The organism is Pseudomonas sp. (assembly GCF_030690725.1).
In the GTDB taxonomy this organism is placed as follows: domain Bacteria; phylum Pseudomonadota; class Gammaproteobacteria; order Pseudomonadales; family Pseudomonadaceae; genus Aquipseudomonas.
Genome location: NZ_JAUYGD010000017.1, coordinates 19,642 through 32,286 on the forward strand (window position 1 = coordinate 19,642; position 12,645 = coordinate 32,286).

Annotated in this window: 9 protein-coding genes; 4 read left to right on the forward strand and 5 right to left on the reverse strand. The window is 59.3% G+C overall.

The window, feature by feature from the left end; genetic code table 11:
* The first annotated feature begins 19 nt into the window (after positions 1-19).
* From Q8O69_RS03905 to Q8O69_RS03915, 3 genes are read left to right on the forward strand one after another with little or no spacing between them, the layout of a single operon-like run.
* On the forward strand, positions 20-1,375 hold the full coding sequence (locus Q8O69_RS03905; protein WP_305589725.1) for a TolC family outer membrane protein: 1,356 nt from the start codon (positions 20-22) through the stop codon (positions 1,373-1,375).
* Between the two features lie 32 nt (positions 1,376-1,407).
* Positions 1,408-3,558 carry a type I secretion system permease/ATPase gene (locus Q8O69_RS03910; RefSeq protein ID WP_371136040.1) on the forward strand — a complete coding sequence of 717 codons (2,151 nt, stop codon included), beginning with the start codon at positions 1,408-1,410 and terminating at the stop codon, positions 3,556-3,558.
* An 8-nt stretch (positions 3,559-3,566) separates the two neighbouring features.
* The gene (locus Q8O69_RS03915) at positions 3,567-4,925 is read left to right on the forward strand and encodes an HlyD family type I secretion periplasmic adaptor subunit (RefSeq protein WP_275962546.1); all 1,359 of its coding nucleotides are present in this window, start codon (positions 3,567-3,569) and stop codon (positions 4,923-4,925) included.
* 5 nt (positions 4,926-4,930) lie between these two features.
* Here the strand turns inward: Q8O69_RS03915 and Q8O69_RS03920 are convergent, their stop codons facing one another.
* The 5 genes from Q8O69_RS03920 to aceK form a co-directional block, all read right to left on the reverse strand.
* Positions 4,931-5,545 carry a tRNA-uridine aminocarboxypropyltransferase gene (locus Q8O69_RS03920; protein WP_305589730.1) on the reverse strand — a complete coding sequence of 205 codons (615 nt, stop codon included), beginning with the start codon at positions 5,543-5,545 and terminating at the stop codon, positions 4,931-4,933.
* A gap of 95 nt (positions 5,546-5,640) precedes the next feature.
* Positions 5,641-7,206, reverse strand: a complete 1,566-nt coding sequence (locus Q8O69_RS03925; RefSeq protein WP_305589732.1) for a PAS domain-containing methyl-accepting chemotaxis protein — start codon at positions 7,204-7,206, stop codon at positions 5,641-5,643.
* A gap of 185 nt (positions 7,207-7,391) precedes the next feature.
* Positions 7,392-7,523, reverse strand: coding sequence for a PA1414 family protein (locus tag Q8O69_RS03930; protein WP_305589734.1), 132 nt, complete (start codon positions 7,521-7,523; stop codon positions 7,392-7,394).
* Between the two features lie 99 nt (positions 7,524-7,622).
* A complete protein-coding gene (locus Q8O69_RS03935; protein ID WP_305589736.1) occupies positions 7,623-9,662 on the reverse strand; it encodes a TonB-dependent receptor in 2,040 nt (679 codons plus the stop codon).
* Positions 9,663-9,667: 5 nt separating this feature from the next.
* On the reverse strand, positions 9,668-11,398 hold the full coding sequence (gene aceK, locus Q8O69_RS03940) for a bifunctional isocitrate dehydrogenase kinase/phosphatase (protein WP_305589738.1): 1,731 nt from the start codon (positions 11,396-11,398) through the stop codon (positions 9,668-9,670).
* Positions 11,399-11,598: 200 nt separating this feature from the next.
* Between aceK and Q8O69_RS03945 the strand changes: the two genes are divergently transcribed.
* On the forward strand, positions 11,599-12,495 hold the full coding sequence (locus Q8O69_RS03945; protein WP_305589739.1) for a DMT family transporter: 897 nt from the start codon (positions 11,599-11,601) through the stop codon (positions 12,493-12,495).
* The last annotated feature ends 150 nt before the right edge of the window (positions 12,496-12,645 follow it).

Sequence of the window (12,645 nt, forward strand, 5' to 3'; positions counted from 1 at the left end):
TTATAAGGAGAGTTACCAGATGCGCGCACTCAACCCTTTATGGAGCAGTATCGTGCTGGCAGCGGTCTGTACCCAGGCACAAGGCATCACCTTGTCGGAGGCGATCCAGAGCACCCTGGACAACCACCCGGAGGTTCATGCGGGGGCCAACAGCCGCCTTTCATCGGATGAAGAAGTCAAGATTGCTAAAGGCGGTTATCTGCCAACCGTCGACCTGCTGGTGGGCTACGGGCGCGAAAGCACCGACAGCCCCAGCACCCGGGCACTCGGCAACCATAATAAGGAAACGCTGAACTACGGCACCTCTGAGCTGCGCCTGCGGCAGATGATCTTTGATGGCTTTAATACGCCCAACGAAGTGGCGCGTACCAAAGCCGTGGTGAATTCCCGTGCCTATCGTTTGCTCGGCACCTCGGAAAGCCTGGCCTTGCGTACCGTCGAAGTGTACTTGGACCTGTTGATGCGCCGCGAAATGGTCGAGCTTGCACGCAACAACCTGCAGGCCCACCAACGCATCAATGATCAGATCAGCCTGCGCAGCCAACAAGGCGTTGGCAGCACGGCAGACCTTGACCAATCCGAAGCGCGTTTGGCCCTGGCCGAGAACAACCTCTATACCGAGCAAGTAAACCTGGCCGATGCCGAAGCCAACTTCTTCAGTGCCGTTGGGCGTATGCCCGACGAACTGGATTCCCCGGCCTCACTGAAAGGTTCATTGCCAGAAAGCCTCAATGAAGCCCGTCAAGCGGTCATAGACAACAACCCCTTCCTGAAATCCGCACAGTCCGATGTGCAAGCGGCCGAGAAACAATACGAAGTCGCTAAATCAACCTTCTATCCGCGCGTGGACCTTGAGCTGGCCACCAATGCCGACAACAACACCCAGGGCGACGAAGGCCACAACAACGGTTGGCGTGCGGCCGTGGTGATGAACTACAACCTGTTCAACGGCATGCGTGACAAGGCGCGCCTGCAATCGACTGCCCACCAGATCAATGAGTCGATGGACATCCGCAACAATGCCCTGCGCGTCCTCAACGAAAACCTCTCCCTGGCCTGGAACGCCATGGAAAACGCCCGACTGCAAACCCCCAAAGCCCGTGACTACGCCGACTACACCGCACGGGTTCGCGAAGCCTATCAACAGCAATTCAGCCTGGGCCAACGCACCCTGCTCGACCTGCTGGACAGTGAAAACGAACTCTTTACCGCCAACCGGCGTTACAGCGAAGTGCGCTTTAGCGAAGAGTTTTCGATGTACCGGGTAACCGCAGCGATGGGTGACTTGTTGCGTCAGCAGCAAGTGGTAGTACCGGCAGAAGCTGTAGCCCTCACTGAAGTGAAGAGCGAGGCCCGTCTGCCGGCAATGAAATAGAACCGGCATAAGGAGTAGTAACCTTGACCACCATGGAGCGGCCGGGGTCATCCAGCGATCCGCGTCTTAATCATGACGACCCGCTGCTTGATGGCTTGTTGATTCTTTGCAAACTCCACGGCTGCTCAGCCAGCCGTGGCAGCCTGAGTGCAGGCCTGCCGTTGCCAGAGCAGCGCCTGACTCCTGAGTTGCTACCCCGCGCTGCGGCGCGGGCGGGTTTGCAAGGGCGTTTGCTGCAACGCGACCTGGCCAGCATCTCAACCCTCAACCTGCCCGTGCTGCTGCTGTTGAAAAACGGCCGCAGCGCAGTGTTGCGTCAATGGGGCCCGAAGAACCAGGCGCAGATACTGCCCTGCGAAGCCGACGGCGGCGAGCAATGGGTCAGCCGTGAACAACTGGCCAGCGAGTACAGCGGCCAAGCCTTCTTTGCCCGCCCACGGCATGAACTGGAGGAAGCACGCTCACCGCTCGTACCGCGCATCGAAGCCTGGTTTCGCGACACCCTGAAGCTGTCGCGCTGGCTATACACCGATGCCATTCTCGCCAGCCTGCTGATCAACCTGCTCGGCCTGATGGTGCCGCTGTTTGTTATGCAGACCTATGACCGCGTCGTGCCCAACCAGGCCACGTCGACACTCTGGGTACTGGCCATTGGGTTGTTTATCGGCATGGGCTTTGAACTGTTGCTGAAAATCCTGCGCTCGCACCTGCTCGATACCGCCGGCAAGAAAACCGATGTGGTGCTGTCGGCCACCTTATTCGAACGCATCACGGGCATGTCGATGAGCGCCCGTCCGGCCACCATCGGCGGCTTTGCCCAGAGCATCCATGATTTTCAGGGCCTGCGTGAATTTCTCACGGCCGTCACCCTCACCAGTCTGATTGACCTGCCTTTCTCGTTTCTGATGATTACCGTGATCTGGCTGATCGGCGGCTGGCTGGTGGTCATCCCTTTGCTGGCGTTTCCGATCACCGCGCTGTTCGCCTTTATCATCCAGGCGCGTCTGCGCGATACGGTGGAAAAAAGCCTGCAACTGGCCTCGCAACGCCAAGCACTGTTAATCGAAACCCTCGGCGGCCTGGAAACCCTGAAGGCCTGCAGCGCAGAAAGTGAACGCCAACATCAGTGGGAAAAAACCCACGGCGCCCTCACCCGCCTGGATATCCATGCCCGCTCACTGGCGGCAATTGCCACCAATGGCACGTTGTTTCTGCAGCAGTTCGCCGGCATGGCCACCATAGTCGCGGGGGTCTACATCATCATCGCTGGCCAGCTCAGCGTCGGCGCGCTGGTGGCCTGCTACATGCTGGGCAGCCGCATTCTCGCGCCACTGGGGCAGATTGCCGGGCTGATCACCCGCTACCAGCAAGCGCGCCTGACCATGACCAGCACCGACGCGTTAATGGCCCTGCCGCAGGAGCGTCAGGCCAAACAACGCCCACTGGACCGCACCCAACTGCATGGCGCATTAGATGTGCGCGACGTCACCTTCAGCTATCCAGGGCAAAGTACCCCCGCGCTTGCAGGGGTCAGCCTGCGTCTTACAGCGGGTGAACGTATCGGCATCATCGGCCGCAGCGGCTCAGGCAAGAGCACCTTGGCGCGCTTGGTGATGGCCTTCTACAGCCCTGGTAAAGGGCAAATCCTGCTGGACAACCTCGACCTGCGTCAGCTGGATGTGGCTGATTTGCGCCATCAGATCGGTTACGTCGCCCACGACCTGCCGCTACTGGCCGGCAGCCTGCGCGACAACCTGACCTTGGGCGCACGCTATGTCAGTGATGCACGCATGCTCGAAGTGGCCGAACTGACAGGCGTAGTCGACCTGGCTCGGCAACACCCGCAAGGTTTCGACCGCCCCGTGGGCGAGCGCGGCCAGCTACTTTCAGGCGGTCAGCGGCAAGCCGTGTTGCTGGCTCGCGCCCTGTTACTCGATCCACCCATTCTGCTGCTGGATGAGCCCACCAGCGCGATGGACAACACCAGCGAGGAAATCCTGCGCAACCGCCTGCAAATCTGGGCCCAGGGTAAAACCATGCTACTGATCACCCACCGCGCCTCAATGCTCAGCTTGGTAGACCGTCTGGTGGTGCTGGATAACGGCCATATTGTTGCGGACGGCCCGAAAGAAGCAGTGATTGAAGCGCTACGCAAAGGTCGAGTTGGCCCTGCTGCGGTATAGGAACGGTCATGCAAATAAGCACCTCGATTCGCGATTACTTCGCCAGCATGCACCAGCGCAAGCAAGACACCGAGTTTATGCCGGAAGTCGACGGCGCCATTCTCGAAGACTCGCCCTGGTTCACCCGCATCACCGTCTGGGTGGTCAGCGCATGCCTGATCGCGGCGTTGATCTGGGCCAATTTTGCCGTGCTGGAGGAAGTCACCACGGGTGAAGGCAAAGCCATCCCTTCCAGCAAGATCCAGGTCATCCAGAACCTGGAAGGCGGCATCGTCAGTGAGATATTTGTGCGCGAGGGCCAGATCGTCGAAAAAGGCGCCGTGCTACTGCGTCTGGATGACACACGCTTTCTCTCCAACCGTGGCGAAGCCGAAGCCGATCGCCTGGCACTGGTGGCCAGGGTTGAGCGTTTAACTGCAGAGGCTGAAGGCCGCCCCATCAGCATGCCGGCGGATATCCTGCGCCTGGCCCCACAGCTGGCCGAGGATGAGCTGGCGCTTTATCGTTCACGGCAAAACCGCCTGCAAAGCGAACAACGCACCCTTGGCGAACAGCTGCGGCAAAAAACCCAGGAACTGGCTGAATTTCGCGCCAAGGCTCAGCAATACCGTTCCAGCGTGGGCCTGCTGCAGCAGGAGCTGAATATGTCACAACCACTGGTGGCAACCGGCGCGATTTCCCAGGTGGAAATCCTCCGCCTGCGCCGCAGCCTGGTGGAAGTACGCGGTTCGCTGGATGCCACCAACCTGGCAATTCCACGGGCCGAATCGGCGATGGATGAAATCAAGAGCAAGATTGAAGAATCCGAGCTGAGCTTTCGCTCTGACGCTTTCAAGGAACTCAATGAAATCCGTACCGAGCTGCAGAAGCTCACCGCCACCAGTGTGGCCATCGATGACCGCGTCAGCCGCACCACCGTGGTCTCCCCGGTGCGCGGGGTAATCAAGCAACTCAAGGTCAACACCATCGGCGGCGTGGTACAGCCCGGCAATGACATGCTGGAGATCGTGCCGCTGGATGACAGCCTGCTGATTGAAGCCAAGGTACGCCCGCAGGATGTCGCCTTTCTGCATCCCGGGCAGAAAGCCATGGTCAAATTCACCGCCTACGACTACACCATCTACGGCGGACTGAGGGCCAACCTAGAGCTGATCAGCGCCGACACCATCACCGATGAAGAAGGCAACAGCTTCTACCTGATACAGGTACGCACCGATAAAAGTCATCTGGGTAGCGAGGAACACCCGCTGCTGATCATCCCCGGCATGGTTGCCACCGTGGACATCATTACCGGCGAGAAAAGCGTGCTCGACTATCTACTCAAGCCGGTGCTGAAGGCGCGCTCAGAAGCCATGCGCGAACGCTGAAAAGCTTAGGGCAAGGCATTCGGCTTGCCGTGATTGCGCTGGAAGGTCTGCTCTCCCATCGCCTCAATCTGCCCCTCAATCAGCGCCTCAAAGGGTTTGAGCAACGCATCAAAACAGACAGGTGCCTCGACTGTATTCAGTGCAGTAACAATCGCTTCGATGGTGGATAACGCACCGGGCATCGGTGCTTTGCGCAAGCGATAACGTGACTGCAAGCCCGCCGGCAGCACAACCCTGGGCAAAGCCGCCAACAATGGATTGAGGTGCAACAGCTTGCGCGCCTTACGCCAAGTGCCGTCAGGCACCACCAATAGCAGCGGCAGCTCACTGTGCTGTTCAGCAAACGCCATCAGCCCTTGCGCCTGCTCGCCAGGAAACAGCAAACACGCGCGATAACCAGGCTGCTGCAAAAGAGCCGCAAGCGACTCGAAGACTTCCCCGACCAGCAACTCAGCATTACTCAAGCCAAGAGCCGCCAGACGTGCCGTATTCAGCGCATGCTTGACCTCGCTCGGATGCTGCAGAATCAGCACTCGAGTACGGCTGGGCAAACAGGGAATAAGCGCACATAAACAGCGCTCGGTTGGGCGGGTACAACGTGGGCATTGCTGACGCGGCATCGATTTCTCCTCAGCCGCGCAGTGTGCCATATCAGATAGAAAATCGGCCCTCCTCAGGCATCAGGGGGCCGATAAGCATGCACGCGAACGGTCACCTAACGATTGAAGCGCTCCGCCAGGCTGTGCAGATAGTCCGCCATGTCTTCCAATTCCTGACCAATTGCCGCGCCTTGATGCGCCTGTTCGGCACTGCGGTCAGAGAGCTGGGCAATCTGGGTGATCTGCCGGCTGATATCTTCCGCCACATGGCTTTGCTCTTCAGACGCCGAGGCCATCTGCTGACTCATGCCGGTGATACGGCTGACGGCTTCGCTGATGCCATCCAGCGCGGTGCGCACGGACTCCACACTCTCAACACTCTCCTTGGAAATCGCCTCGCCCTTGCCTGCCGTTACTACCGCCCGTTCAGCGCCAGCACGCAGTGACGAAATGATCTGATGGATCTGCTCAGTCGACTCGCGCGTGCGCGAAGCCAGCGAACGCACCTCATCCGCCACCACCGCAAAGCCGCGCCCCTGCTCACCGGCACGCGCCGCCTCGATAGCAGCGTTAAGCGCCAGCAAGTTGGTCTGCTCGGCAATCGAGGTAATCACATCCGCCACGCTGCCGATTGACTGAGTGGAGTTGGCCAGGTCATTCACCGCCTGGCCGATATCCACCACCGCCTTGGCCATGTGGTGCATGGAGTCGAGGCTGCCGCTGGCCAGCTGCAGACCCTGTTTAGCCAGACGATCCGCTTCTTCGGCGGCATGCGAGGTGCTCTGCACGTTGTGCGTCACCTCCTGAATGGTTGCAGCCATCTGGTTGATCGCCGTGGCGGACTGATCGGTTTCACTGCGCTGTTGATCGAGCATCTTCGCCCCGGAACGCGACAGATCGGCAGAACGCGTGGCGTGCATCTTGACGTTTGCGCCGGCATCTTCCATGCGGGTCAGCGCCGTTTGTAAACGTGCGTCTTCGCTGATCATCGCCATATCCAGCAAGGCCTGAGCGCCACGGCTATCGGTATAGGTCAAGGCGACCAAGGCGCTGGTAAATGCCTTGGGATGCTCGGCAAGTGTCTGCCTGATCAAGCTGCGTTTGGCATGCAATTGGTAAGAGCCAAGGCCAAACATGGCGACAAAAATAAAGCCCCACAACCAGGGGCCGCTGAGCACAAAGTGCGCACCGAGAATCAGCAGACAGGCCAGAATCAGCGGCCATGACTGGAGAATGTCGTACGTCCAGTACTCCAGCCTGGGCACCGGCGGTTTGCCCTCACGCAAGCGCGCATAGAGTTTTTCGGCACGGCGCTTCTGCGCTTCATCGGGTAAGGAGCGTACCGACTCATAGCCGGCAACCCGGCCATTTTCATAGATCGGCGTGACATAGGCGCTGACCCAGTAGTAATCACCGTTTTTCGAGCGATTCTTGACGATCCCCATCCAGGGTTTGCCCTGCTTGATGGTTTCCCACATATGGCCGAATACGCCGGGAGGCATATCAGGATGGCGCACCAGATTGTGGGGTTGGCCGATCAGCTCTTCTCGGGTAAAGCCGCTGATCTCGACAAAGGCGTCGTTGCAATAGGTGATGTTGCTATTTAGATCGGTGGTGGAAATGAGCCGCTCATGCCCGGGAAACGTTCTTTCCCGCTGAGTTACTGGGAGGTTCTGGCGCATTGGAGCTATCCCTGTCTGAGCTATTTGCATAACTGCAGGTGTAGGTCTAGCACAGCAGTGCCAACACGCTAGCAAATGCTTGTTTTAAATCGGGCGGTAATGGTCAGGGTAGTTATCAGCGCATAGCAGCTACAGCCAGACGTTATCTGACCATAGCCGAGAGCATGCAGACAGGCGGGAAAAGCCTAGCGTCGAGGGGGAACCGACTTGGAATCAGGCGCATTGCTGCGCACGGGAATGGGTTGCAGTTTTGGCCGCTCACACAAGCCAAGGGCAACCAACAGATCAAGCAAGGCATTCTGCAACTTGGCACTCATAAAGTAGCCTCCAACCAAGGACATCGAATAGGTGATTGGACACCTTTTTTCAGCCTAGTTCAGGCTGCTTGAAACTGCTGCCCACTTCGTCGCAACAAGCTAAAACAACACACGTAAGCCGGCATACAGTGTACGCCCCGGCCCCGGCTCGAAGTAGCGAGCGTTGCCGTCGTTGATGCGCAGGTTATCGAAATACTCACGCCCTAACAGGTTATCGATGCCCAGGTAAGGCTCCAGGCTTTGCTCGCCGACCTGAAAACGCTTACCGAGGCGCAGATTGAACAAGGAGTGACCGGGTGCGGACTGCGTATTCGCATCGTTTGTATACACCCGCGCCTGAGCTGTAACCCCGAGGCGCACATAGGCACCTTGATGCTCATAGGCCAACTCGCTGAAGAGGCTTTGCCGTGGAATACCGGGAATGCGCTTGCCGGAAAAGTCGCCTGCGGCCGTTTGATAATCCTCGAAACGGTAGCGGTTGTAGGTGTAGGCCGCAGACCAGCGCCAGGCATCGGCAAACTGCCAGTCCAGGCTCAACTCCAGACCATCGCGGCGCGACTGCCCAGCATTGCGATAGAAATTACGGCCTGGTTGAGTCGGCAAGCTGAATGCCACCAGCTCATCTTCCAGCTCAATCCGGTACACCGATAGCGCGTAACGCAGCGCAGGCCATTCGCCTTTGATGCCTAGCTCGCGACTGAACGCCTGGGCAGGTTGCAACGCGCTATTGAAGCCGCCCCCTTGTGGGTTGGCCAACTCACTGATGGTTGGCGTTTCAAAGGAGCTGGCCAGTCGCGCATACAGCGATTGCTGCGGGGTAAAGCGGTAACTCAGCCCGGCGCTATGGTTCCCGTCTTCCAAGCTGCGCGAGCCTGAATCATCGCGGCTATCGGCCAGATAGAAGTCATCCACCGCCAGTCTTATCTGGTCATAGCGCAGCCCGAGCGTGGCCTGCCACTGTTCGCTCAGGTCGATCTGATCCTCGATAAACAGCCCCTGGCTAAGGGCCGACTCATCCTGCTGCTGACGTGACTGTCCACGCTCGCCGAGCAGGTTGTCATAGCGTCTTCGATCATCACGCTGCGCTTCAAGGTCAAAGCCGGTGGTGATCTTATGCGCCAGGCCGATTAGCTCACGGTGATGGCTGTACTGCCCGCCAACCCCGCTGAAGTAACGCTTGAACGTCGTCTGCCCGCTGGTGGCAAAGCCCAGTTGATTGCCGAACTCGCGGTGCCCCAGGTAACTGCGCAGCTGGTACTCATCGGCACCCGCCGCGTAGCCATCCCAGACCAGGCCCAGGCGCTGCTGACGAATATATTCATCGGCATCGAAACGCAGGTTGTTTGGTGCAGCCTGCCGGCGATCCGCCTTAACATCGGCAGCCGTAAGGCCGCCTGGGTCTTCGGCGCGGTTGTCGATGGCACTGAAGTTCAGGCGCAAGCGGCCAGTCGGTGCATACCAACGCAGCTTGCCGGTGAGGCTGTTGGTCTGCGCCCGGCTGTGCTGGCGATAGCCGTCGAGAACGGTGCTGTTAAATGCCAGCAAACCACCCAGGTTACCGTCGCTGCCGCCGATCTCCCCGCGCGTGCGCTGGTAACCCAGACCTGCCGCACTCAGGTCCAGCTGCATAGACGGCAAGGTCGGCGGCTCGCGGGTTTCAATCGCCAGCACGCCGCCAGCGGCATTGCCGTACAGCACCGAGGCCGGGCCGCGCAGCACTTCCATGCGTTCGACCAGGCCTAGGTCGAGGCCGTCGAGTTCGGTCTGGCCATCGGGCATGGTCAAGGGCACGCCGTCCACCAGCACGCGAATGCCGCGCACGCCGAAATTACCGCGCGCGCCAAAGCCACGAATTGCTGGGCGCAGGCCCTGAGCCAGGTTGTAGCGGTTGAGGCTGAACACGCCTGGCACTCGAGCCAGCAAAGTATCCAGCGCGAGGTTCTGCTCGCCGGGCACTGCACCGGCATCAATCACAGTCACCGTCGCTGGCGTACTCAACCAGCGCGTGGTGCTGCGCGGCGAGGTGATCAGCAACGGCGCCAGTTCGACGGCAGTATCAGCAGATTCGGCAGCCGCAACAGCGGCGCTATCCGCCAATAGCCCAATAGCGGCGGCAATAGCGCAGAACGACAGGCGCACTACGCTCAATACTCCTTGTCGGCCTGGTCCTTACGCCGATAGGGGAACACATCGATGACCTTGCCGGCACGAATGGCCTCCTGCAGGCTTTTCCAGTAATCGGCGTCATACAGCTCGCCATGCAGCTCGTTGAACAGCTTGCGCTGCTGCATATCGGCAAACAGAAACGGCGGGAACTCCTCGGGGAACACATCCAGCGGCGCCACCGAATACCAGGGCTCGGAGGACATTTCATCTTCCGGGTAGCGCGCCTGAGGAATACGACGGAAATTCGCCTCAGTCAGAAAGCAGATCTCGTCATAGTCGTAAAACACCACACGGCCGTGACGGGTGACGCCGAAGTTTTTCAGCAGCATGTCACCGGGGAAGATATTCGCCGCCGCCAGCTGTTTGATCGCCAGACCATAGTCGTCCAGTGCTTCGCGCACCTGGGCTGCGCTGGCGCTTTCCACATACAGATTGAGCGGCGTCATGCGCCGTTCGGTCCAGCAGTGGCGCACCAGCACCGTGTCGCCATTGACCTCAACGGTAGACGGCGCGACCTCCAGCAGCTCGGCCAGGCATTCGGGGTCGAACTTGCTCAGCGGGAAGCGGAAATCGGCGAACTCCTGGGTATCGGCCATCCGCCCTACCCGGTCGACGGTTTTTACCAGCCGGTACTTCTCGATCACCGTATTGCGGTCAACGTTTTTCGACGGCGAAAAACGGTCCTTGATGATTTTGAATACGGTATTGAAACCCGGCAGGGTAAACACGCTCATCACCATGCCGCGCACGCCGGGGGCCATGACAAACTTGTCATCGGTGGTCGCCAGGTGGTTGATCAACGAGCGATAGAACTCCGACTTGCCGTGTTTGTAGAAACCAATGGAGGTGTACAGCTCGGCAATATGCTTGCCCGGCAGAATGCGCTTGAGGAAGCCGACAAACTCCGCCGGATAGCCCACTCGCACCATGAAATAGGAACGGGTGAAGGAGAAGATAATCGACACCTCGGCCTCATCGGTGATCAGCGCATCAATCTGAATGCCCTGCCCCTCGCGGTGCAACAGCGGAATCACCAGCGGCCATTGCTCGTCGCGGGTGTAGATGCGTCCCACCAGGTAGGCGCCTTTGTTGCGGTACAGGCGCGAGGCGAACAGCTCGATGCGCAGGTCAGGGTCCTTGCACACCCAATCCGGCAAGTTGGCGTGCAGCTGCTTAAGCAGCCGCGCCAGATCGCGCTCAAGATTTTCATAGCCGACCTCGAAACTGAAATCCTCGAAGACCTGGCGCAGCGACTGCTCGACATTGCCCTTGGGTTCGTACAAGCGGGTTTGCGGCGCCCGCTCATTAACCCGCAGCGCCGGGCGTGTGGTGTGGATAAACATGCAGCCATCGTTGATCTGGTCATGGCTGAACAGCCCGCAGAAGATCGAGTTGAACCAGGTTTCCGCCAACTCATCGTCATAACGCAGGTCGATCAGGGCGATATAGGCCGACTTGACCAGCGGCCACTGCGCCACATCCAGCAGTACCTCTGCGCTGTAAGCCTGGCCCAGGCCAGCACTGACCGCGTTGACGCACTCTTCATACAAGGCAATACGTGCCGCCGAAGCCTGTTGAATTTCCTGCCACTGCGCCTGCTCGAAACGCACCCGCGCACCATTAGTGATCTGTCGGAACTGCTCGCGGTAATCGTCGAAGCCTTCGAGGATAAGCGCGGCAATCGCGCTGGCCGGCCATTGCTGTGGCATAAACGAACCCCTGCGGATGAATGCGGACAATTCGCCGAGCTTATCCAGTGGCCGCACCAAGTAAAAGCCGGCAATGCTTGGATAGGCGTTTATCTGCCACGAAATATTGCCAAGCAACGGCTTTGAAAGCGTATTTCGAATTGCCTTGGCGTACGCGCCCGGCAACACTGCTCGCCTTTCTCACCGTCGTGGAGTTCGTTGTGCGTCTTGCCGACCTGATCCGTCTGCTATTGCTTGCTGCCATCTGGGGCGCCAGCTTTCTGTTTATGCGCATCGTCGCGCCAGTGCTGGGCAGCATGCCGACGGCGTTCTTCCGCGCCAGCCTGGGCATGCTCGGTTTGCTGGCGATTCTGCTGCTAATGCGCGTGCGCTGGGATTTTCGCGGCAAACTCAAACACTGCCTGATTCTCGGAGTGATCAACGCCGGCCTGCCCTCGGCCATGTATTGCATGGCCGCGCTGGTACTGCCGGCGGGCTATTCGGCGATTCTCAACGCCACCACGCCAATGATGGGCGTGCTGATCGGCATGCTGTTCTTTGCCGAAGCCATGACCTGGAGCAAAGCTGCCGGCGTGGCCATCGGCCTATTCGGCGTAGCGGTGCTGACCCGCACCGGCCCGGTAGAGTTTGATATGCCGCTGCTCTGGGGCGCTGCTGCCTGCCTGGTGGCAACCGCCTGCTACGGCTTTGCCGGCTTTCTCACCCGGCGCTGGATCGGCCAGCAAGGTGGCCTGGATAACCGCCTGACGGCCTTTGCCAGCTTGTGCGGCGCCAGCCTGTTTCTGCTGCCATTGTTTGGCGGCGCCTTGATCATTCAGCCTCCAGCCAGTTGGGGCGGGCTCGACGTCTGGCTATCCCTGGCCGGGCTGGGCTTTATCTGCACCGCATTCGCCTACGTGTTGTACTTCCGCCTGCTCAGCGACATCGGCCCGATCAAGGCCAGCACCACTACCTTTTTGATCCCGCCATTCGGCGTACTCTGGGGCGCCTTGCTGCTCGATGAGCCGCTGTCCTGGGCCTACCTGTACGGCGGCGTGCTGATCGCCATTGCGCTATGGCTGGTGGTACGGCCTAGCGCAACGGTCAAACCGGCCTGATTCACGCCTGAAACAAAAAGCCCGCTCTTTCAGCGTAATGCTGTTCACATAAGAAAAATGCCGCTTCGCCCTTGCCAGGGAAGCGGCATTTCTTTGTGCTCACCACCGTAGGATGGGTGCTAACCCATCAATTGGCTGATGGGTTAGCAC

Bases quoted from the DNA above. Each gene is read 5' to 3' on its own strand.
- Q8O69_RS03905 (WP_305589725.1), top strand. From the start codon at position 20: ATGCGCGCACTCAACCCTTTATGGAGCAGTATCGTGCTGGCAGCGGTC.
- Q8O69_RS03910 (WP_371136040.1), top strand. From the start codon at position 1,408: ATGGAGCGGCCGGGGTCATCCAGCGATCCGCGTCTTAATCATGACGAC.
- Q8O69_RS03915 (WP_275962546.1), top strand. From the start codon at position 3,567: ATGCAAATAAGCACCTCGATTCGCGATTACTTCGCCAGCATGCACCAG.
- Q8O69_RS03920 (WP_305589730.1), bottom strand. From the start codon at position 5,545: ATGCCGCGTCAGCAATGCCCACGTTGTACCCGCCCAACCGAGCGCTGT.
- Q8O69_RS03925 (WP_305589732.1), bottom strand. From the start codon at position 7,206: ATGCGCCAGAACCTCCCAGTAACTCAGCGGGAAAGAACGTTTCCCGGG.
- Q8O69_RS03930 (WP_305589734.1), bottom strand. From the start codon at position 7,523: ATGAGTGCCAAGTTGCAGAATGCCTTGCTTGATCTGTTGGTTGCCCTT.
- aceK (WP_305589738.1), bottom strand. From the start codon at position 11,398: ATGCCACAGCAATGGCCGGCCAGCGCGATTGCCGCGCTTATCCTCGAA.